Below are 22,744 nucleotides of genomic sequence, written 5' to 3'. Positions count from 1 at the left end.
TGTCAGCGGATGTAAAACGTTTGGCTGAAAGCACCATTCACCGCCACGTCCCAGGCTTCAACTCGCACCCATTTGCGGCCGGCCAGTTTCGCTTCCAGCCGGAATTCCCTGTCGCCGAAAGCCTCCGTATCAGAAAGATCGATCCGCTCCCGGAATACTGATTTCCCGTCGCCAGAAATAATTTCAATGAACTGCATGGGGAACGTCCAGCGCAGGCGCAACGCGATCTCCGCAAGCCCGTTTGCGGGCAGTTGCAGGCTATCGCCGGAAATGCGCCCGTTGATCTTCAGGGACGGCATGAGCACTTCACCCGTTGTGCTGAAGAACCGCCCGTATTGCATGGCGTCCAGGATGGGCAGCCAGCTGTCCTGGTACGCCGGCAGCTTGTCTAGCATGAGGTAATTGACGTTCATATGGGCGTACATTTCGTTGTCGGGCGTGATGGTAAAAAGGTCGGCTTCGGCGATGACCGTTTTCCGCGTTCCCCAGTTGTTCATATCGTCGAGCAGATCGAGCACCCGCTTGCCGAGGCGCGGCTCAGAAAGATCGGCGGGCATGGCTTTCCAGGCTGCGCCCATGAACCTGTCTGACTGGAAAAAAGCTTCATGGTTGTAAATGTCCGGGGTGTTGACGGAGCCTTTCGTTCGCGGATGCGCCGTCCAGGCCAGGCCCTTTTCATCTTTGAGCAGTTGCAGCATTTCGGATTTATTGCCGATGTGGTATACTTTGCCGAAGCCTGGCCGGTCTTCGACATAGGGCGTCTGTTCCCGGCGCGACATCACCCAATATACCGGCCGCGGGAAAATATTCAGCCAATGCCCTCCGAAAAACTCGTTGGGCTCTTCCCCCGGTAACAGCAGAAAATCCTTATCCGACTGCTTTTCGCAAAGTTCGAACAGCGCTTTCAGCTGCGGGAGCCGCTTTTCGTCCGGCCCTTTGGGGTCGGCGGTATAATGGAATTCCGCCAGGTGCACGATGTCTACGCCCAGCCGTTTGAACACGTCCACGAACTCTGGCCGTTCCGGCACCGGCTTTCCCGCCAGCATCACTTTCATGACGAATTCGTTATGGAAATGGCTCGACATCGTTTTGAATCCCGGCAGCGGAACGTACCGGTCGTTATGCGTAAACCGTTTTACCGCGGCAAAGGCCGCCGTTTCGCTTTCCGTATCGAGCAGACAGAAAAAGTTCATGCGTTGCTGCGTGCCTGGCGGCGCGTTGAACCAGGGAACGAAGCGCTTGTCACCCTGCAATTCCTGCCGGATGCCGATCCCGTTTCCCGGCACCAATCCGCGGTAACCTTTGCCGAACCAGGTGAACCGGAGGTTGAAGGCTTCGTCCAGCGGATAGAAATACTGATGCGGCGGCGGGAATACGGCCAATGTACCCTGTTTCCCGGAAGCCGCGATGGAACGATATTTCACGGCAACGTTGCGGGCGGTATCCGCTTTTGCGGCAGTTGCGCGCATGAGCGAATCACCGGTATTGATCCATGAAAAAGTTTGCCAGTCGGTCGATGCGCTCGTCAAACCGGCATCGAACACGATCGCTTTGGCGTCTGATTGGGTGGAGACAACGGCCGCCACGTTGAAGAGCGGACTGCCGTGATAAAATGTGATTTCCAGGTTGCCTTCGAAGGTTTCTGCGGATATGGGCCCGATGGTGACGATCGTTCTGTTACCTTCCGTCCTCACTGCGGCGGTGGTTTTCCGTACCGTCAGAACATGGCTCTGGAAGGGCCTTTCGGGTACTTTATCGAAAAAAATGTTCCAGCGGTTTTGGGATAGCAGGTCTCTCTTTCCCACACTGATGACAAAAACCGGGTCAGCCTGTGCAGCGATCCGTTTGCCGTCGAGGGAAATTTCCTGAAAAAGCGGATGGCCGGGCGCCAGGTTGAAAACGACTTTGCCGGTCCGGGAGTTGCCGGCGGGCCAGGTTACTTCCATCTTACCGTTAATAGTCGGGTCAGCCGTTTGTGCTTTGGCAAAACAAAGGTTCAGCAGGGCGATCAAAGACAATGCTAGTTTCATGACGTGGAATTTCATCTTTCAAAATACAGCATGAAGCCGGCGCGCCGTTCGTCGATCCGTTTCTAAATCTCGTCAATTTGTTTCAGGAAGCCGGCAGCGGTCAGAGATAGAGATAGAAAGGCTGCAGCAGGGCGGAAAACGCGGGGGTATATTGCCGGTGCTCGTCGTGGATAACAAGCGTTTCGGCGGGTTGTGCTTCGCCTTTTCCGAAGATGCCGACCGAACGAAAGGGCGCATGCGCGGGCGACTGTTGTATGTCGAGGAGCGCGCGGAGGGAATGGCCTTGCGCTGTGGCAAGTTCCAGGAAAATCCGGAACTCCGCGTATGGCAGCAAAATCGAAAACCTGCCTGCCGGAGAAAGCAATCTTGCGATGGCATCGAGCAGATCTGCGTATCCCAGTGTAGCGGTGTGCATCGCAGCGGTGCGCCGGGCATCGGGGCCGCGAAGGTCGTTCTGGAAAAACGGCGGGTTGGTGATGATGAAATCGTAGGGCTCGGGATGGAAAAATGTCCGGATGTCGGATTGCACGCCGCGGAGCCGGGTGCGCCAGGGCGATTCGGCGAAATTGGCGATGGCTTGCGCGGCTGCAGTTTCGTCCAGTTCCACGGCGTCGATGATTACCGGTGTTTCCTGGGCGAGCATCAGGCTGAGGAGGCCCGTTCCGGTGCCGATGTCCAGCACGCGGGCGGGCGGGCACGATTGGAGGCTAGCGGCCGTCCACGCGCCCTGGATGCACGCGTCGGTACAGACTTTCATGGCGCTGCCGGCCTGCTCTACCCTGAACTGCTTGAACTGGAACCAGGAATTGCCCATGTTTCGCTTATTCGAATGCCGCGCGGGCCGTGGGAACGGTATCCGCAGGACTGAAAGCCCCGGCGAGGTATTTATAATGCGCCGTCATGGCGATCATGGCGGCATTGTCCGTACAATACTGGAACTGTGGGATGTAGACATTCCAGCCGTTTTGCTTGCCGAGCGCCTCCAGGGCATTGCGCAGGCCGGAATTGGCACTTACGCCACCGGCGATGCAAATCTCCGTGATCCCCGTTTCCTGTGCGGCTTTCGCAAGCTTGTTGGTGAGGATCGTGACGATGCGATGCTGGATAGAAGCGCAGATATCGGCCAGGTGGGTTTCCACGAATGCCGGGTCTTTCGCCGTTTTTTCCTGCAGGAAGTACAGGATCGACGTTTTAAGGCCGGAAAAGCTGAAATCCAGGCCGGGGATCTGCGGCTCGGGGAAGCGGTAGGCTTTGGGATTGCCTTCTTTGGCGTATTTGTCGACCAGCGGGCCACCGGGGTACGGCAAGCCGAGGAGTTTGGCGGATTTATCGAACGCTTCACCGGCGGCGTCGTCGAGCGTTTCGCCGATGACTTTCATCTGCAGCGGCCCGTCTACCCGTACGATTTGCGTATGGCCGCCCGAAACGGTGAGGCAAAGGCAGGGAAATGTTGGTTTGGGATCGTCGATGAAATTGGCGAGCACGTGCGCCTGCATATGGTGAACGCCGATCAGCGGTAGATCGAGCGCCAGGGCCATCGACTTGGCGAAGCAACTGCCGACCAGCAGGGAGCCGATGAGGCCCGGGCTTTGCGTGAACGCGATGGCGCTGAGGTCTTCCGGCTGCATGCCGGCTTTCTTCAGTGCCAGGTCTACCACCGGAACGATGTTTTCCTGGTGGGCGCGGGAAGCCAGTTCGGGCACTACCCCGCCGTATTGTTGGTGAACGGCCTGTCCGGCGATGACGTTGGACAGGATGGTCCCGTCGGAGATGACGGCTGCGCTGGTATCGTCGCAGGAAGATTCTATGGCAAGTATGTTAACCGGCATAAGTCCGCAAAGTTACGCGAAAACCACCGGAAATGCATGCCTTGTCGGCACACATGCGCCTAAACCGTTATATAAAAAGGACATGGCCTGCGGGAACGGCTGTTCGGGCTGGCCATGGCCTTTTTCGACTGGCAGGTGGTTATTTGTTCTGGGCCTGCGAGCTGCCGAAGACCGTTTTGAGGAGCTCGGTGACACGGGCGGCGGGGTCTTTACGGATTTTTTGTTCCTCCGCTCCTACTTCATGGAAGATGCCGCTGATGGCGCGTTCGGTGACGTAGGCGGTAAGGTCGGTGTTGACAGGTGTTTTGGAGAATTTGTTATAGACGGTGAATACGTCTGCCCAATATTTGGTGGCATCTACTTTCTTCAGGGCGTTGTTGATGACGGGGCTGAAGGCGGTGGTGAGCGCAGAAGTGGTTTTTTGCTTGAAATAGTTGGTAGCTGCAAAGTCGCCCCCGCGGAGGATACCGATGGCGTCGGTGATGGACATTTGTTTGATGGCGTTCACGAAGATGGGCGCGGCTGATTTGGCGGCTTCTTCGGCGCCGCGGTTCATGGCGAGGATGGCTTTATCGACAACGTTGCCCATGCCGAGGTTGCGGAGGGTGGATTCCACTTTCTGTGCTTCGGGGGGCATGAGGATTTTGAGCATGGCGTTGGCGAAGAAACCGTTGGGCGCGGAAAGGCGGCTGGCGGAATTCTGGGCGCCTATGCTGAGGGCTTCTTTGAGGCCTGCGGCGATCTGGAAACTGTTGGGCTGACCGGTGGTTGTGGTGGTGGGCAGCGTACTGAGGATCTGTTGAGTGGTCTCGCATCCCGAAAAGAGCGTCATGCAAAGGGCGCCGGCAAGGAATATGTGTTTCATCGGTTGATTTGAATTGCGTGCAAAGATATGGAGGGGAAGGCAATTGGTGTGCCAAAGAAGGAAACTGCATCCGGGGACGCCTATGCAGCCGTTTCGCCGGACTGGAGCGCCCGGAGCACGAAATTCAGTATCTCCTGAATTCGTCAATTACTCCTGATCGCCACAACCGGGTCGAGCTTGCTGGCGGTGTAAGCGGGAATGAACCCGGCAATGATCCCCACGATCCCGGAAATGGAAAACCCGAGGATGATATTGCCGATCGATAGCCCGATCTGGAAGGAGCTGAACATGTTCCTGGCGATCAGGGCGCCCCCGTAGACGAAGAGCAGCCCCAGGCCGCCGCCTACCATGCAAAGGATCATGGACTCGATGAGGAATTCCGTCAATATGACGCCCGGGCGGGCGCCTATGGCCTTTTTCAGGCCGATGATATTCGTTCTTTCCTTTACCGTCACGAACATGATGTTCGCGATCCCGAAACCGCCTACCAGTAACGCGAATGCTGCGATCATCCAGCCACCGGCGTTGATGTAGGTAAAGAGCGTGGTGAGCTCCCCCTGCACCGTCGTGATCTCGTTCAGGGCAAAATCGTTCCCGTCTGCCGGTTTCAACCGCCGGATGGCCCGCATGGCCCCCGTGAGGTCGTCTTTCAGCTGTGCGGTGGGGATACCGTCGGCGGAACGGACCAATATGGTCGTATTCGTATTCCAGTTCCGCTCGTCCACGATCGTACGGGCGTAGAGATAGTTCATAAGTACGCAATCATCGTTCAGCACCCCGCCGATCATGCTGTCCCCTTTCCGTTTCAGCACCCCGATCACCCGGCACTTCCGGCTGGATACGCGGATCTCCTTGCCCACGGCAGCTTCCACGTTGCCGAAAAGCCCGTCGGCGATGTTCCAGCCCAGCACTACGGCGTTGGAACTGCTGTTAAACTCGGAGGGACTGAAATACCGCCCGGCCGCCAGCTCGATGGTCTGCATCTTGTCAAGATCGGCCGATGTGGCGATGAGGGCTACCTGGTCCATATAGTCCGACCCGAATTCCACTTTCCGCCCGCTGGTGGAAAAGGTGAAAGTGGCGGCATCTGCCGAGCCTACTTTGTCTTTGATCTGGCGGACTTCCTGGAATTTGGGCTGCGGGCGGTTTATGTACTGCCACCATTCGCCCCCGCCGTCCCATGGCCATTTTTCGACATAGATCACGTTGGTGCCCAGCGAGTTAAGGTCTTTCCGGATGGAAGTCTCCATACTCTCGGTCACCGTCAATACCGCGATGATGCAGAAAATGCCGATGGTAATGCCCAGCAGCGACAGGAAAGTCCGCAGCTTATTGACCCGCAGTTCCTGCAGGGCCATTTTCAGACTGTTCCAAAATATCTTGAGCGATGATAGCATAAACCAAAAATAACATATAAACCAATGCCATCCGCCTCGAAGGCGCTCCTTTTTCCCGGAAAAATGTACCTTTGCAGCCATTTATAAAACGATGAAGTACATCAACGAGATCAATAAAAGGAAAACATTCGCGATCATCGCCCACCCTGACGCCGGTAAAACCACCCTCACGGAGAAGTTCCTGCTCTTCGGCGGGGCCATCCAGACGGCGGGCGCGGTGAAATCCAACAAGATAAAAAAACACACCACTTCCGACTTCATGGAGATCGAACGGCAGCGCGGTATCTCCGTTGCCACCTCCGTAATGACGTTCGAATACCGGGACATTCTCATTAACCTCCTCGATACCCCCGGTCACAAAGACTTCGCCGAAGATACTTACCGTACCCTCACAGCGGTCGACAGCGTTGTGCTGGTGATCGACTGCGTGAAAGGCGTGGAAGAACAGACCAAGAAGCTCATGGAAGTCTGCCGCATGCGCGACACGCCCGTGATCATCTTCGTCAACAAGCTCGACCGCGACGGTAAAAACCCTTTCGACCTGCTCGATGAGCTGGAAGAACTGCTCAACATCCGCGTACGCCCCCTCAGCTGGCCCATCAATGGCGGCAAGGATTTCAAGGGCGTATACAACCTGTACGACAAAAGCTTCGTTTCCTTCGCCGCCAACCGCAAGGCGACCGACGAGGATATCGTGCCGCTGGCCGATCTGTCCAGCTCCCGGGTCGACGAGCTTTTCAGCGCCACGGACGCTGCGCAGCTGCGCAACGACGTGGAACTGATCGAAGGCGTATACGATACCTTCGACGCGCAACCCTACCTGGAAGGCAAACTGGCCCCCGTATTCTTCGGCTCCGCCGTGAACAACTTCGGGGTCAAAGACCTCCTCGATACTTTCGTGGACATCGCCCCCATCCCGCGCGACCGTGAGGCTAGCACCCGTGAAGTAAAAGCCACGGAAGACAAGTTCTCCGGCTTCATCTTCAAGATACACGCCAACCTCGATCCCCGGCACCGAGACCGTATCGCGTTCCTGCGCGTATGTTCCGGACGGTTCGAGCGGAATAAATATTTCCACCACGTACGGCTCGACAAGGACGTGCGCTTCGCCAACCCCTACAGCTTCCTGGCGCGGGAAAAGAACATCGTGGACGATGCATTCCCAGGCGATGTGGTGGGCCTTTTCGATACCGGCAACTTCAAGATCGGCGATACGCTCACCGAAGGAGAAAACTTCTTCTTCACCGGTATCCCCAGCTTCTCGCCCGAACTGTTTAAGGAACTGGTGAACAAAGACCCGATGAAAACCAAGCAACTGGAGAAAGGTATTTCCCAGCTGACCGACGAAGGCGTGGCCCAGCTTTTCACCCAACACAACGGCAACCGCAAGATCATCGGCTGCGTGGGCGACCTCCAGTTCGAAGTAATTCAGTACCGCCTGCTCCAGGAATACGGTGCTTCCTGCCAGTTCAATACACTACCCTTCTACAAAGCCTGCTGGATCACCGGCGATAAAAAGAAGCTGGAAGAATTCACCCGCTTCAAAGGCGCCAACGTTGTGCAGGACAAAGACGGCCACCTCGTGTACCTCGCGCAATCAGAATGGTACCTCAATACCGAACGGGCCAACAATCCCGATATCGAGTTCCATTTCACTTCGGAGATACATAAATAACCACGGCAGCAATTAAGTTCAACGTGATTACGCTTTCAACTTTGCACGAAGGAACGATAGAAGCATCTGCGAAGCAAAAAGCTGCCGAAGCCCGAAAGTCGAAACAAACTTCCGTTGACCTAAAACAAAAGCTGGTTACCGAAGAAACATCATAGCAGAAGGTATTGCCCCGTCCATGAAATGCCCTGATTGTGGTAAATTAAACCGCCTGCCGGATAAACAGCCGGCGGTTTAGTTCTTGTGCGATGTAAGTGGTAAGCAGTTCAGAAATATGTTGCACAAAGGCAAACACTATTAACTCAAAATCACTTCTTTGGGTTTATACAACAATTGGGTTAAAAAATATCTTTCTGGATCTGGAATTGTCGGCAACCACTTGCCTGGCCGCCTTTTGCCGATGCCCGTGATAGCAGCATCAACGAGTCAAAAGTAATGAGAAAATAGATTCAAAAAACGAAAGGGCTGACATATTTATAGCTGTCATGTTTGTGTGTTTTGATAAGCACCTAATATATACCACTGCCCATCGTCCGCTATCAAACACGCGATCAACCCTCCCATTCCCAGGCCACCAACATCCGCACCGGGCCCACCATACCGGATTCCAGCAGCGGGTCCCCGGGAAGGTAATTATCCCAGGTGGAAATGGTCACCCGGCGCCCGGGATTCTCCTTGTTGCCCGTCCACCATGCAGGAAGCACCGTCATGTAATTGGCGGAATTAAACGTATTTTCTTGCGGCAAATGCGCATCGCCCACCTGGCGGTTCGGCCATAGCGTTGCCACGCGGATGCGCAAGCGGTTTTCTCCTGCTTTCAGCAACGGCGTAACCTCGATCCGGAATGGCTCCTTCCAGCACAGGCCCGCATCCTTCCCATTCACCTCCACCTGCGCCACCACTTCCACCCTCCCCAAATCGAGAAAAACCCGTTTCCCCTTTTGCAACATCGGCGCCGGAATTCCGATACGCTTTTCATAAGTTGCCACCCCTGAAAAATGACGGACGTTAAAATCCTTATGCCGGTGCAACGACGTTAATTCTGGAATCAATATCTCCGCCGGCGCGCCCCTTCCCCGTTCAAACTGCACCCGCCAGTCACCCTTCACAGGCAACACCGAACATTTATCTTTTACGACGATTTCCCTTCCATCCAGCGCATAACGGCCATTCCGCCACACCAATGCTTTCAGCTGGTTTTGCTGCCGGTTAAGTCGGATTATTTCCGGAAGCGCCGGCGGCGGGAGCTTCGCGGCAAAAAGCGCCGCTATTTTTTTTGCGCCAAGGGCTTCGTGGTACAACTTCGGATCGGTTGTGTTCCCCTCAAATACACTGGAATAGAGCTCACCCGTAGGTTTCGTTCCCAGACCAGGGATCACGGAATTCCCGCTCGCAGGCGCCTGACCGGCGAGCTTTCCGTTAAGGTAGATGGAAGGAGCGCCGTTTTGATAGACGACCACCACATGCGTCCAGCCGGAAATCGGTTGCTGAACGGTCAGCACGTCTTTCGCGAAGTATGCCGCTCCTTTTATACGCTCGCATACCCGTACCATCTGCTGGCCCGCTGCGATGCCGACACATGCGCATTTGCTTCCCCCGATATCCCCGCCTTCCGCCGGGAACACCACAAACCCTTTCCCCGGCATGGCGATCGTATCCGGCCTGATCCAGGTCTCGATAGAAAATGTATTCCTGACCGATAAATACTGGCGAATGCCAGGTGCTGTGTCTGCCGAAGTATTGGCCAACACCATTCCGTCCATCTTTAACACCGTTGCGCCTTTCACACTGACCGGCTTCCTGAAAACAACCAGCCACGATCCCCCGGGCGTAAATTCCATCGGCAACCGAATGCCGTGCTCCGTTTCCTCAAACATCACCGCGTCTGCCACGCTGCCGTCTTCCGCGTTCCACAATTCCGGCTGCTTTCCTTTCACCCTGAATTCCGCCTTGATCCGTTCGTGACGCCGCAACCGGTTGCTGACGAAGTAAATATCCATCTCGTCCGTTTGCCGGTGTGTAAACCGGATAGCCGCATCGCTACGGACAGCCGTGTAACTGAAATCCGCCGGCAAGCCGATGATGTCGGCCAGCAGCTTCCCGCGGAACACAATTCCTTTGCCCAGCTTACGTTCGGTCACCACTTTCCCGTCAAGATCGCCCCAAAGTTCGTCTGCCGCCGCGCGCAGTGCAGCTACATCGCCACCGAGACCCGGCGGCGCTTCGGGCTTTTCATTGACGGCCAGCCACATCCCCGCTTCCACTAATGCTTTCAGGCGCTCCAGCACCGGCAGTGAAACCCTGTTCAGCTGGATCATCACCATCACTTTATACGTCATGCCGCCGGGGAAAATGATGCGGTTGTTTTCGATGCGGATATCGGAAAAAAGCGCGTCCGGCCCCATGACGTCCGCTCCATAACCCGTTGGCCGGTTGGGTGAAACGTGATCGATGTCGGGAATGGTGGCGGAAGGCTCTTCCCCTTTGAAAAACACGAAATCGGCCGCGTAATGCCCCTGTTGCAGCATGTATTGGGTGCGGGTAAGGTACTTCGTCCAGCCATAGGCAAAGGGCGACCAGGTATTCGTCCTGTCGAAATGGCTACCGAAATGTGCCATCGAAAACCCGGGCGCCCCGTGTGCGAAAGGCTGATGCACCATCGTATGGAATACCAGCCGATTGATGCCCATCGCCATGAAATGATCGCCCTGGATTTTGAGGGAATAGGGATAGTCCGTCCACCGCGAAGTTTCCGGCAAACCCGTAAACGCTTCCGCGCCGATGACGCGCTTTCCCATTACATGTCCTGCTGAAAGCGCCACCGCGATGGCGTTCATGGAGCCAGGCGCGTACCGTGTCCAGAATTCACCCATCGGCACATCGAGCGGCGCGGCGATCTGCAGGCTGTCGAACATTCCGTCGCCATAAGGTTCTCCCCACAAATGCCAGCCTTTCGACGCACAGAAATCCTTAAAGCCGCCGTAATATTCCGTGGCTACCAGCGTGGCCTGCGTGCGTCGGAAATCGGACAGGAACGCGTTCGTGGCGTCCGTATCCTTCACAATGCGGCCCGTAAGCGCCGGTAGCCATTGCAAGACCGGATAGCCGCGCTGCGCAAGGAAATCGTCCGGCATGCGCGCCGTCCAGTTTTGCACGCCCACTTCCCAGCTGTCGATTTCGATGCCGCGGAAAGCAGGCATATTTTGCAATGATGACAAAAGATAATCGTCCATTTTCGCCAGCCAGTCGCGGAGCGCCGTGCGGCTGAACGTATCGATCACGAGGCCTGTTGCAGCATCGGGCTGGGAAGCGCCTAACTGACCGGTGGGCGTAAACCCTATCCGCATGACCGTCCAGTTACCCGAAGGCGGCGCCCAGCGTAGGGAGCCATCCGGTTGCAGGTGTTGCGAAAGGTCGATGATCGTATCGGGATCGATACCGGCCGCAGTTTCCGGGTCTTTCGTATTGGTGGGTACGTGCTGATAGAAATTCGCTTTCCCGGGCCAGTTCTGCACGCCGGCATGCGTATGCCATTCCAGGCCCGACAGCCAGGTGCCGATATTGGTGCGCAATCGGAAATATTTCGCTTTCACCGCGGGAAATACCGCGGCGCCGGGTGCGTTCATTTTCCGGAGTTGCGGCATGGTGATGGAACATACGGGGGAAAAGTGCTCGCCGTCTGTAGAGCTTTCCAGCCGGAAGGTGGGCGGGTTGTCGGGCGGGCCGTTGTAAACGTCTGCCGGAGGTTCCGGCCGGCGCCAGCAGGTGACGGAGCGGAATTCGCTTTCTTCGGCGAACCCGAATTCCAGCACATCGGTACTTTCGAAGCGGATGGCGGATTCGGGGTTTTGGTCTTGCAGCGCCTCCCCGTTCTCCCGTTGCCCGTTGCGCGTGAATATGGTTACCTGCGGAGCGGGGGCTTCCGGAAATGCGAGCACGGCGATATCGCGATAATAACCGAGTTTGGTGAAGGGTTGCGGCAGGAGGTATTGTTGCTGACGGGGTGTTGCCGGCACGGAGCGCCAAACGATTTGCTGCATGGCCTGGTGCGGCTCCACGAACATCCCGCCCGTTCCCGAAAACCCCGCGGAATGATGCAGGGTGATTTCCAGGCCGAGGCGTTCGGCTTCGCGCAGGGTATGCAGCACCATGTTCCGCCATGCCTGGCTCCCCATATCTACCGGCCCGCGCGGCGCCGCCGCTTCCACATTGAACAGGATCGCGCCGCCGATGCCCATGGCGGCCATGGATTCGAGGTCTTTGGTGATACCTGCTTCAGAAATATTCCCATTGAGCCACATCCAGAAAACCTGCGGCCGGTAACCGGCTGGCGGATGCAGGAACCCGCGCTCGTCGGGCGCGTCGTTCCCTTCACCCGCACGGCTCAACGATGGCCAGACGAGGAGGCCGGTGGCGGTGATGACCGAGCTTCGGAGAAAATCCCTTCTTCGCATAATTCCGGGTATTGAATGAAGGGGCAACATAATGATTTTCGCGGGAAGGGGCATAAAAAAAGCTCCGGGGAACCGGAGCCTTTTTGCGGTACATTATTGTGACAACAAAAGATTACAAAATTAATGTCCGAACACGATCACGCCAGATACCCTGGGCCTCGGAGGAAGCGGAATGGGCGGGGGCGGCGGAGGGAACGGGTAGCGTGGCCGTACCACTACAACCCTTTCCGGGCGGCGCTCGTATCGCTCATACCGATAATAATCATGGTGGTGGTGCCTGTCGTAATATACGTGCTTGTTTTTCTTGTAATGCCCACGGCCCTTGCCGCGGCGATCGTCATCGTCACAATCGTCGTCATGCCGGCGATAATCTCTTTCGTAACGGGAATCTCTGTCGTGCCTTCCATGCTGTGCTTTTGTGGCATAAGCTGCTCCAAGGAGGAGCGTCATGAGGATTAGCTTTTTCATAGCTCGCTGGTTTTAGATTGATATGGGTCCGTTCATCCCCTTTTGATCTGGGCGGTTGCCGAACTTGATATTTGTAAAACCAAAAGTATGCCAATGTGGAATTTTCGCCCCAAACCCGCCACACACCTGATTTCTACTGCAACTCCCATTTTACTTTCCTCCTTCATTCTGAAAAATAAAACACAAAAAAAGACCGTCACGAAAGACGGTCTTTTACTTTATTCTATTTGGACTTGATTGGGGGCTATGTTATGTGCGTAACATTATGCAACCATCGTGCCAAAATATCTTACATGCGGAAACATTTCGAAAAATTTGTGCTGCGGTGCCCACCGGAACTACCGCCCAGGCGATAAAGGAACGTAATTCCGGTAAAGGTATACCAGTCTTTGTATTTCGCAGAGCCCCGCTTAGCACCATCGAGCGGATAGGAGCCGCCATGCACTTCATCACCGCGCCAGGCCCAGTCTACCGCCGTCTGCCCCCTTTCGGCCAGCAGGGTATTATAATCGACATAGGTGGTACTCACATCGTCGAGATAATCGGTGAAAGTGGGCCGCAATCCCAGCTCGATGCCGATGGTAAAGCGGTCGGTCAGCAAATACTTGAAACCTACGCCGAAAGGGATGGAAATCTGGTGCAGAGCATACTGGCCACCGCGCTCGGGATATTGCGGCAAGCCCTGCCCTTCCGTACTCAGGCGGCGCAAAGGCACGCGGGCGCCGGAAGAATCTTTCGCCGTCGGATAAAAACTGAACAGCGCCACGCCGCCGAAAACATACGGTGTAAACCCTCTGTCGTCTATATCCAGGATATTCAGTTCCGCACCGAGATGGCCTTCCCAAATGGGCGAACGGAAGCTGAGGTTGCGTGCCTTGAGCGAAGCCTGGGAATTGTTCTTGTCATCTGCCTTGATCAGACCAAAAGTAAAGCCCCCGCGCAAAGTGAGCCAACGGTTCACGTCCCGTTTCACCAATAGCCCGATCATGGGCCCTGTGGTCGTAAAATCAACGCGCTTCTCCGTGAGATCGCCGTTGTAGTTGCTGATCCCGGCGGTTCCTCCGATATGCCAGTCCTGTGATTTGGATACAAAAGGGGCAGCAAGCAATAATACAATGCCGGTGATTCTTTTCAATGTGATAAGGTTTTTACGGGTGACTGATCTATAACAACGACACAAACCGGCAAAAAAGTATCCGGGTCCATACACAACCGGGCACGAAATTATACATTTTTTCTCTTTCATTACAATTATATATATATGATTTACAGTCCTTCCCGCCTTGGCGACGAGTTTATTCCCTTATTTTTGCCGCAGGTATGGAATTTGAAGCAGCATTGTTTAACCTTTCACCATATAAAACTGTAATTAATACGTGACTACCCCCCGCCGGAAGAAGATATTTCGCTGGATTATAGGAATTGTGCTGACGATCATTTTGTTGCCCGTGGTGTTGCTGCTGCTGCTGCAATTGCCGCCGGTACAGAATTTTATGCGCGGAAAAGCCGAATCGTACCTGCAGGAGCAGTTAAAAACGAACGTCCGCATTGGCGGCCTTCGCTTCTCCTGGTGGAATGCCATGAAGCTCACAGACGTGTATGTCGAAGACGAACGGAAAGATACATTGCTCTCCAGCGGTGAATTGTCCGTCAAATACAACCTCCTCTCCCTCCTGCGCAACAACCTCAGCGTACATGCCCTGCGCTGGGAAGATGCCGTGGTAAACGTGTACCGTCCACGGCACGACTCCGCGTTCAACTACCAGTTCGTCATCGATGCGTTCAGCTCGCCCGGTGCGAAAGAAGATACCCTCATCGAAGAAACCGGCACCACGCTGCGGTACAACATCGGCTCGGTGCAACTGGAGCGGATACACGTCCGCTTCCTCGACAGCCTCGGCGGCATGCTCGCCAATATTCAACTGGGCAAGCTCGCCGCTTCGCCGGACACGCTCCAGCCCGAAAATGGTTTGTATACCCTGAAGAATTTCGAAGTGGACGGCCTGAACGCCGACATCCGGCAGCTGTTCCGGCCCGTTGCCGACGTGCCCGGCCCGCCGGTGGCGGATACTTCGTCTGCCGCGTTCAATATGGCCGTCCGCCAATTGCTCATCAAAAATACCCGCTGGCTGTATTCGGATGAAAGCAGCGGACTGGAGACGACCGGCACCCTCGGGAAGCTGGAGCTCCGCAAGATGCGGTTCAACCTCCTCGAAACCCTCATCAACGCCGAAGAACTGACCCTGGAGAAAACAACGGCCAGCCTGGACATGCGCACGGCGATGGATACGGCCACGGCTCCGCCGGACAGCGGCTCCGCCAATACCTGGCGCGTCATAGCCGGTCAGGTCACCGTCCGCCAGACCGATTTCTCGATGAACAACCATACCGCCAAGCGGCTGGGCTTCCAGCAGGCGGTGGATTATAATTACCTCGCCCTCAAGGACCTCCATCTCGATGCCGGTAATATATATTATAGTGCGGACAGCACCCTCCTCACCGTGCGCGACGCATCCCTCAAAGAGCAGAGCGGCCTGGAACTGAAGCGCCTCCGCGGCCAGGTGCGCTACACGCCGCAGGAAGCGCAGCTGAAGGACTTTATCCTCCAAACCGGCGAAAGCCAGGTGAGCGCCGATGTCCAGCTCTTTACCCCTTCGTGGGACGCCCTGTCGGCCCACCCCGAGCTCATGCGGGTAACGGCCGACGTCAAGCCCTCGCAACTGGCCCTGAAAGAAGCGCTTTTCTTTGTGCCCGATATGCGCAGCAACCCTTCCCTGGCCCCGCTATGGAAAAAGCGGATCGACCTGAAAGGCAAGCTGGGCGGCAGCCTCGCCAAGCTGGAGATACCCGGCATCGAGGTGAAGGACAACGACAAAAATTACCTCTATATTAAAGGGGACGCCTACCAGGTCGCCGATCCCGACAAGATGGGCGCCGACATCACGACCCTGACGCTCCGTTCCACCCGCACAGGGCTGCTTTCCTGGCTGCCGCCGGGCACTTTGCCCGCAGGGATGCAATTTCCGGCCCGGCTGGATGTGGACGGGAGCATCCGCGGCGGCATGCAGCTGCTGAAGCCCGACCTCGCCATCAAAACGGACATGGGCAACGCCAACGTTCGCGGCGAAGTGGCCGATTTTATGGATATGGACAAGATCCGCTACCAGCTTTCGCTCGACACGCGCAACCTCCAGGCGGGACGGATTTTGGGGGATACGGCGATGGGGAACCTCTCCGGCAAAGTAACCGCCAACGGCAAGGGGACCGACCCGAACAAAGCCAACATCAAGGCGGGCGTCAACATCACATCGTTTACCTATAACCGTTATACTTACCAAAATATATTGCTCGACGCCACCCTTATCAGCGGAGCGTACGGCGCCAAGGGCAGCATCCGCGACCCCAATGCCCAGGCCCGCTTCGACCTGCGGGGACGGCTGGATACCCTGCACCCGGACATCGCGCTGCGCGCGGACCTCGACAAGCTCGACCTCCTCGCCACCAACTGGACCAGCAGCCCCATGACCATCAAAACCTGCCTGGAAGCTGAAGTCAGCAACCTGAGCCCCCGGAAACTGGACGGCTACGCGGCCATCTCCAAAATCCAGATCGCAGATGAAAACGACCTGTACATGCTCGACTCCATCCTGCTCAAAGCCAGTGTGGAAGAAGGCTTGCAGAAAATAGACCTCACCGGGCCATTCGGGTTCCTCACGGCACGGGGCGACTTTAATTACCAAACCTTCGCCACCGCCGCTACCGATATGGTAACGCGGCACCTCGAAGCCGCAGCGGCCGCCAAAACCTTGAAAAAAGGCGAAAGCCAATGGCTGAGCTTCAACGGCAGCATCGTGGTCCCGAAATCCCTGGCGAAGCTCCTCCCCGATATCGAACTGCGCAAGCCCGTGACGCTGACCGGCCGGATGGATACCGACAGCAGCCTGCTTTTCGCCAATATTTCCATACCCGGTATGCGGTACGACTCTTTCCGCGTGGATACCCTCGTGGCCAATTTGAGCGTGGATACCAGCAAAATGGCCGCCGATGTGCTGCTCGGGCGGCTGCGGCACCCGCAGATACCATTGGGCCGCACGCGGCTGGACGTATCCGCCGCCAACGGGCTCCTGGACTGGGACCTCGTCATGGGCCGGCGGAGCACGCCCAGGTATAAGCTCGGCGGCATGCTGCAGTATGGATTGAAAGACAGTCTGCTGATTTCCCTCAAAAAAGACCTGCTGCTGAACCGGCAGGCCTGGAACGTGAGCGGCGACAATAAAGTGCTGATCCTCCATGGCGGCGTGGCTTTTGCCGACATCGGCCTGCAGCGTGGCGCGCAGGAACTGAAGATCACTTCCGCTCCCCTGGCGCAGGGCGCGCTGCTGCCCGATCTGACCGTTCTGCTGAAGGATTTCAGGCTGAGCACGGTGACCTCGCTCGTGGAAACCGATACCGCCCTGGCGGAAGGGATCAGTAACGGCAGCATCACCGTCAGCGACATCGAAAAAACACCGCTGATCGACGGTAAATTAACGATCGACAGTCTTGCCGTGATGGGCTCCTCCCTCGGCAGGCTGGCGCTGACGGCCAATACCAACGCGGAAAAAGCCGTGGTGCTCGATGCTACGCTGAAAGGCCAGGGGAACGATAACGACTTGCGCGTGAGCGGTACTTATGCCGATGTGATGGACCTGAAGCTGGATATCACCAAGCTTAATATGAAAAGCGTGCAGCCGCTGACGTTCGGTAACGTCACGGAGATGAACGGCTACATGAGCGGCAATGCGACATTGCGCGGCACGATGGACAAGCCCGAGATCCGGGGCGCCATGCATTTCGAAAAGGTGTCTGGCCGCATTTCGATGATCAACAGCATCATGCGCCTGCCGTCTGAAGACCTGACGCTCGATGAGACCGGTGTCAAGTTCAACAAATTCGTCGTGGCCGACAGTTCCGGCAACGAGGCGGTCATTACCGGCGACATCCGTACGAAAGACTACGAATCCTTCAACCTCAACCTCGACCTTACCGCCGAAAACTTCCAGGCGCTGGGGCCGCAGGACCCGAAAAATAAAGAACAGTTCTATTACGGGCCGGCCTTCGTGGACGTGACGGCCCAGATCCGCGGCACGCTCGATCTGCCCAGGGTACAAATGAAACTGAAGCTCCGCGAAAAATCCATGGTAACGGTGATGATCCCCGAAGAAGAACCGGGCATCGCCGACCGGGCGGGCGTAGTCCAGTTCATCGACCCGGCCATGTGGCTCGATACTACGCTGCGGCCCAAACCCGACACCCTCGCCCGCGTAACGGGCCTGAAGGGGTTCGTGGTGAGCGCCGACGTGGAAGTAACGCCCGAATCCACCATGAAGCTCATCATCGACCAGTCTAACGGCGACTACCTCGAAGTAAAAGGTACCGCCACGCTCAACCTCACGATGGACCCCTCCAGCAAAATGAGCCTCACCGGCCGGTACGAGATCAATGAAGGGAAATATGCCATGTCGCTCAACCAGCTCATCAAACGCGAATTCCAGATCGTGAAGGGAAGCACCATCATCTGGACCGGCGACCCCATGAGCGCGGACGTCAATATCACCGCACGGTACGAAACCAACCCCGTGGCAGGCGACCTCGTGCAGGACGCCATGGAAAACGATAAACCCAACACCAACCGCTACCGGCAGAAGGTGCCTGTATATGTATTCCTCAAAATCACCGGCGAGCTGCTCAAGCCGGATATCGCGTTCGAGCTGGACATGCCCGAAAAAGAACAGGGCGTCCTGAACGGCGTCGTGTACACCCGTATCAAACAGATCAACCAGGTGCAGTCGGAACTGAACAAACAGGTGATGGGCCTGCTCGTCCTCAACCGGTTCATATCCGACAATCCTTTCGAAAGCCTCAGCAGCGGCGGCAACCCGGCGGAAGACATTGCGCGGAGCTCCGTGAGCAAGATCCTTTCCCAGCAGCTCAACAACCTGGCGGGCAGCCTCATCAAGGGGGTAGACATCAACTTCGACCTCGAAAGCGAAAGGGCCTACAACGATGCCGGCACCAAGGAAGAAGCCACGAACCTGAAAGTAGATGTGTCCAAGCGGCTGTTCAACGACCGGCTGACCGTTAGCGTGGGCTCCAACATCGGCATTTCCGGCGCGCAGACGCAGGGGCAGAACGCCAGTTCCATCATCGGCGACATGTCTGCCGAATACAAGCTGACCGAAGACGGGCGGTACCGCGTCCGCGCCTATCAGCGGAACCTTACGGAGACCGTTATCCAGGGCCAGGTCGTGGAAACGGGGCTTACTTTCATGCTGATCATGGACTACAACGAATTCCGCGAAATACTCGGTAAACAGGCCAAAAAGACCAAGACGAAAAAACTGAGAGACCAATGACCATCCGACAGATACGCATCCTCGCCATAGGGCTCGTTTTGCTGCAGGCCTGCTCCACCACCCGGACGGTGCCGGAAGGCGACCGGCTGTATACCGGGCACGACGTTACCTGGAAGCAGCCGCAAAAAGACCGGCCCAAAGATTTCTCCACGATCCGGTCGGGCATCGACGAGCGGGTACGCCCGGCGCCCAACCGCAAGTTCCTCGGCATGCCCATCAAGCTGTGGCTATATAATCTCGGCAACGAGCCCAAGGGCAAGGGGCTTAACCACCTGCTGCGGAACAAATGGGGCGAGGCGCCCGTGCTGCTGAGCCAGGTACGGCCCAGAAGGATCACGAACATCGTGGAAAGTTATCTGGAAGACAACGGGTATTTCCAGGTGACCGTGGAAGATTCCATTCGCAACCAGGGCAGGAAAAAAGCCAGCCTCCGGTTGACGGTGGAGCCCAATCACCGGTATACCATCCACCGCGTGCGGTTCGATACCGATACGGGCGTGATCAGTAAACTGATTATCCAAATGGCGAAGGAAACGCTCCTGAAACCCAATGATTTCTATAGTCTTGACCAGATCAAGAACGAGCGCGAGCGGATTCATAATAACCTGAAGGAAGAGGGGTTTTATTACTTCACGCCGGATTATATGATCGTACAGGTAGACAGTACGTTGAAAGGACAGGTGGATTTGTACGTGAAGGTGAAGCCCGGCACGCCTTCTACCGCGTTGCGGCAATATTGGATGCGGTCGGTGGAAGTGTTCCCGAATTACGACCTCACGCGCGACAGTACCCTGAAATCCGTTCAGGCGCGGGATTATGGCGGATATAAAGTGGTGGACCCCGATTCCCTGTTCAAGCCCATCGTATTCGACCGGTCCGTGTTTTTGCAGGAAGACAGTCTGTACCGCATCAGCTCACATAATATTACCTTGCAGCGCCTCGTGAACCTGGGCGCGTTCAAGTTCGTCCGGGGGAATTTCCGGCCGCTGCGCGACAGTTCCCTCCTTGCCGCGCGTTTTTACCTCACGCCATACCCGAAGCGATCGTTGCAGTTCGAGGTGAGCGGCACTTCCAAATCGAACGGGTTCGTGGGCAGCCAGGTGAAGATCTCCGCGCGCAACAGGAACCTGCAAAAGAAGGCGAACATCCTGGAAATCAACCTGGGCGGCGGTTTTGAAACGCAGGTGGGCGGCAAGACGCAAACCTATTCCACCAACGCATATAGCCTTAACGCGGAGGTGGCGCTCACGATGCCGCGGTTCTATACGCCGTTCATCCACTTCAATCCCCGCACGCCGTATGTACCGCGCACGCGGGTGAGCCTGGGGTACGAACTGCTGCGGAGGCCGAATATGTATACGCTGAACGCTATGACTGCGCAATACGGGTATATCTGGAAACAGACCAAATTCCTCGACCATACCCTCTATCCCATTGCGATCACGTATACCTTGCCCAGCAACCTGTCTGACACGTTCAAGGTACAGCAGGAACTGGACCCCGCGCTCAAGCAATCCATCGCCAAACAGTTCATTCTCGGCAGCAATTACACGCTGACATTCAATAACCAGGACCCGTTCAGGTATCATTCCTTTTTCGGTCAGTTCAATATAGACGTGGCCGGTAACCTTGCGGGACTGATCGCTACCAAACAGGAAGACGGCACCAAGCAGGTGTTCAAACAGGATTTTGCGCAGTATGTCCGGCTGAGCGCAGACGGGCGGCATTACTGGCGGTTGGCGAACAACCTCCGCTGGGTGAACCGGCTTTTCCTGGGGTATGGTTATGCGTATGGGAAATACGTGTCTGACCCTACCCAGCCGGCGACACTGCCTTTTATCAAGCAGTTCTTTACGGGAGGAAGCAACAGTATCCGGGCTTTCAGGGCGAGGACGCTGGGGCCCGGCGCTAAAAGTCCCCCTGATCCCAAAAGCACGAACCTGCTGCTGGCCAATGCTGCGGGCGACGTAAAGCTGGAATTCAACTCCGAGTTACGGTATAAGGTGCAGCAGCTGATAGAACTGGCGGCTTTCGTGGATGCGGGCAACATCTGGCTGGGCAGGGCCAAGCCGGAAAACCAGGAGCAGGTGTTTGCACTGAACCGGTTTTACAAGGAAATTGCGGTGGGCTCGGGGCTGGGCCTGCGCATCGACGCGTCTATCCTCCTGATCCGGTTCGATGTGGCGTTCCCGTTACGGAAGCCCGTTTTCAATAAAGGGTTCCTCTGGCTGCCGGATGCCATCGATATCGGCGACAGCAATTGGCGGAAAGAAAACCTGATCCTCAACATCGCGATCGGATATCCGTTCTAAAATATATGATCCCGACAGGGCCGGTTTGTAATGGCCGGCCTTGCCGGGATTCGTTTTTCAGAAGCGCTTGACGCGCACTTCCCCACCCCCTGCTTCACATTTTACTCCAATCGATTATCACCGCCACGACCATTCCCCTCCCATCATTTGGAAAAATTTTTACATATTTTTTAATTTTTAATTATGTATCGCACTGAGAAAATGATATAATATTGATATTCAATATGTAATGCTGATTTGCTTTCAATTCACGTAGATTGTCAAACCGCCCCAAAATAGCCCCCATAGCGGGTTTCATTACCTCTTTTTCATATTCATGTTTTTGTTCAATTAAGCATTAATACTATATTTGTCACCCGGGGTAAATTGTCCCGGATGATACTGAGAACATTATTCCTGTACCCAAACGAACGCAGATGAAGCACATCTCTACCCAATTCTGCCTTTTACTGCTGACCCTTGTACTGCCCGTGGCCGTGCAGGCGCAGCGCATTTTCGATCAGCAAGATCCGCTCCCCCAGCAATATTTTGAAAACAGGTACCTCGGCAACCCGGCCCTCGCGGGTGCGGATACCGGCCTCAGCCTGAGCATGGGCTACCGCAAAGCCTGGAAAGAAACCGACGGCGCGCCCGTTTCGTTCGCTTTGACGGGTGATTACCAGGTTTGCCGCACCCTCGGCGTTGGCCTTTCCGTGTTTAACGACCAGGCCGGCCCGCTGAAACAAACCCGTGTGGCCATGTCTTATGCATACCACACTTCCCTCAACGAAGACAATACGGAATTCCTCCATATCGGTGCCAGCGTATCGCTCGACAACAAGCGCGCCGAGCACGTGAAGCCCGGAACGCCCGAAGCCAAAGCTCTCCAGGGCTATGAAGGCTACAAAAACGCAATGGGCCTCGATCTCGGTATCGCCTATACGAACGGCGCCCTTACCCTGCAGGCCGCTATGCCGAACGTGACGCGCACCCTGAAGAACATCGACGAAAAGGAGCCCCGCGGCCAGTCGACTTTCGCGGTGACCGCATCTTACAAATTCGGCACCCGCAGCTACAAGATTTCTTCGATCGAGCCGCTTATCAGCTTCCGCCCCATGCTGAACTCCAACAGCGTGGTGGATGCCGGCGCCCGCGTGAGCTTCGCCCGGAATATGGTGAACGTGTTCGGGTTGTACCATTCCAACAAAGCCGTGACCGGCGGAGTGGGCTTCCAGTTTAAGAATTCCATCCAGGTGCAGGCGAGCTACACCAACCAGCGCTCCGGACTGGACGCATACGGTGGCAACTTTGGATTGGGAATCAAAGTGCGCCTTTTCAGTTAA

12 protein-coding genes are annotated in these 22,744 nt (G+C 56.1%); 4 read left to right on the top strand and 8 right to left on the bottom strand.

What is annotated here, in order from left to right:
* Positions 1 to 2 precede the first annotated feature (2 nt).
* The 5 genes from ACQKLP_RS13080 to ACQKLP_RS13060 all read right to left on the bottom strand — a co-directional run bounded on the left by ACQKLP_RS13080 (position 3) and on the right by ACQKLP_RS13060 (position 6,121).
* Complete coding sequence (locus ACQKLP_RS13080) at positions 3 to 2,030, bottom strand: hypothetical protein (RefSeq protein WP_427323195.1); 2,028 nt, start codon at positions 2,028 to 2,030, stop codon at positions 3 to 5.
* A 100-nt stretch (positions 2,031 to 2,130) separates the two neighbouring features.
* Positions 2,131 to 2,844, bottom strand: coding sequence for a tRNA1(Val) (adenine(37)-N6)-methyltransferase (locus tag ACQKLP_RS13075; protein ID WP_427323194.1), 714 nt, complete (start codon positions 2,842 to 2,844; stop codon positions 2,131 to 2,133).
* 7 nt (positions 2,845 to 2,851) lie between these two features.
* A complete protein-coding gene (gene tsaD, locus ACQKLP_RS13070; protein ID WP_427323193.1) occupies positions 2,852 to 3,859 on the bottom strand; it encodes a tRNA (adenosine(37)-N6)-threonylcarbamoyltransferase complex transferase subunit TsaD in 1,008 nt (335 codons plus the stop codon).
* 139 nt (positions 3,860 to 3,998) lie between these two features.
* Positions 3,999 to 4,724 carry a DUF4197 domain-containing protein gene (locus tag ACQKLP_RS13065; protein ID WP_427323192.1) on the bottom strand — a complete coding sequence of 242 codons (726 nt, stop codon included), beginning with the start codon at positions 4,722 to 4,724 and terminating at the stop codon, positions 3,999 to 4,001.
* 143 nt (positions 4,725 to 4,867) lie between these two features.
* Positions 4,868 to 6,121 carry an ABC transporter permease gene (locus ACQKLP_RS13060; protein ID WP_427323191.1) on the bottom strand — a complete coding sequence of 418 codons (1,254 nt, stop codon included), beginning with the start codon at positions 6,119 to 6,121 and terminating at the stop codon, positions 4,868 to 4,870.
* 91 nt (positions 6,122 to 6,212) lie between these two features.
* Between ACQKLP_RS13060 and ACQKLP_RS13055 the strand changes: the two genes are divergently transcribed.
* Positions 6,213 to 7,796, top strand: a complete 1,584-nt coding sequence (locus tag ACQKLP_RS13055; protein WP_427323190.1) for a peptide chain release factor 3 — start codon at positions 6,213 to 6,215, stop codon at positions 7,794 to 7,796.
* Between the two features lie 548 nt (positions 7,797 to 8,344).
* Here the strand turns inward: ACQKLP_RS13055 and ACQKLP_RS13050 are convergent.
* The 3 genes from ACQKLP_RS13050 to ACQKLP_RS13040 all read right to left on the bottom strand — a co-directional run bounded on the left by ACQKLP_RS13050 (position 8,345) and on the right by ACQKLP_RS13040 (position 13,850).
* Entirely contained in the window at positions 8,345 to 12,247 is a 3,903-nt protein-coding gene (locus ACQKLP_RS13050; protein WP_427323189.1) for a glycosyl hydrolase, read from the bottom strand.
* A gap of 120 nt (positions 12,248 to 12,367) precedes the next feature.
* On the bottom strand, positions 12,368 to 12,715 hold the full coding sequence (locus tag ACQKLP_RS13045) for a hypothetical protein (RefSeq protein ID WP_427323188.1): 348 nt from the start codon (positions 12,713 to 12,715) through the stop codon (positions 12,368 to 12,370).
* A 289-nt stretch (positions 12,716 to 13,004) separates the two neighbouring features.
* On the bottom strand, positions 13,005 to 13,850 hold the full coding sequence (locus ACQKLP_RS13040) for a DUF6089 family protein (RefSeq protein WP_427323187.1): 846 nt from the start codon (positions 13,848 to 13,850) through the stop codon (positions 13,005 to 13,007).
* Between the two features lie 289 nt (positions 13,851 to 14,139).
* Here ACQKLP_RS13040 and ACQKLP_RS13035 point away from each other — a divergent pair, with 289 nt between their 5' ends.
* From ACQKLP_RS13035 to ACQKLP_RS13025, 3 genes are all read left to right on the top strand, one after another.
* A complete protein-coding gene (locus tag ACQKLP_RS13035) occupies positions 14,140 to 19,110 on the top strand; it encodes a translocation/assembly module TamB domain-containing protein (protein ID WP_427323186.1) in 4,971 nt (1,656 codons plus the stop codon).
* Complete coding sequence (locus tag ACQKLP_RS13030; protein ID WP_427323185.1) at positions 19,107 to 21,422, top strand: BamA/TamA family outer membrane protein; 2,316 nt, start codon at positions 19,107 to 19,109, stop codon at positions 21,420 to 21,422. The genes ACQKLP_RS13035 and ACQKLP_RS13030 overlap by 4 nt, the downstream gene beginning before the upstream one ends.
* 416 nt (positions 21,423 to 21,838) lie before the next feature.
* The gene (locus ACQKLP_RS13025) at positions 21,839 to 22,744 is read left to right on the top strand and encodes a PorP/SprF family type IX secretion system membrane protein (RefSeq protein ID WP_427323184.1); all 906 of its coding nucleotides are present in this window, start codon (positions 21,839 to 21,841) and stop codon (positions 22,742 to 22,744) included.

The sequence above is a fragment of the Chitinophaga sp. NPDC101104 genome, from assembly GCF_050277495.1.
Lineage (GTDB): Bacteria > Bacteroidota > Bacteroidia > Chitinophagales > Chitinophagaceae > Chitinophaga.
The sequence above is the reverse complement of the archived record's forward strand: the minus strand, read 5'-3'. Positions and strand labels throughout refer to the sequence as shown.

Bases quoted from the DNA above. Each gene is read 5' to 3' on its own strand.
- ACQKLP_RS13080 (WP_427323195.1), bottom strand. From the start codon at position 2,030: ATGAAACTAGCATTGTCTTTGATCGCCCTGCTGAACCTTTGTTTTGCC.
- ACQKLP_RS13075 (WP_427323194.1), bottom strand. From the start codon at position 2,844: ATGGGCAATTCCTGGTTCCAGTTCAAGCAGTTCAGGGTAGAGCAGGCC.
- tsaD (WP_427323193.1), bottom strand. From the start codon at position 3,859: ATGCCGGTTAACATACTTGCCATAGAATCTTCCTGCGACGATACCAGC.
- ACQKLP_RS13065 (WP_427323192.1), bottom strand. From the start codon at position 4,724: ATGAAACACATATTCCTTGCCGGCGCCCTTTGCATGACGCTCTTTTCG.
- ACQKLP_RS13060 (WP_427323191.1), bottom strand. From the start codon at position 6,121: ATGCTATCATCGCTCAAGATATTTTGGAACAGTCTGAAAATGGCCCTG.
- ACQKLP_RS13055 (WP_427323190.1), top strand. From the start codon at position 6,213: ATGAAGTACATCAACGAGATCAATAAAAGGAAAACATTCGCGATCATC.
- ACQKLP_RS13050 (WP_427323189.1), bottom strand. From the start codon at position 12,247: ATGCGAAGAAGGGATTTTCTCCGAAGCTCGGTCATCACCGCCACCGGC.
- ACQKLP_RS13045 (WP_427323188.1), bottom strand. From the start codon at position 12,715: ATGAAAAAGCTAATCCTCATGACGCTCCTCCTTGGAGCAGCTTATGCC.
- ACQKLP_RS13030 (WP_427323185.1), top strand. From the start codon at position 19,107: ATGACCATCCGACAGATACGCATCCTCGCCATAGGGCTCGTTTTGCTG.
- ACQKLP_RS13025 (WP_427323184.1), top strand. From the start codon at position 21,839: ATGAAGCACATCTCTACCCAATTCTGCCTTTTACTGCTGACCCTTGTA.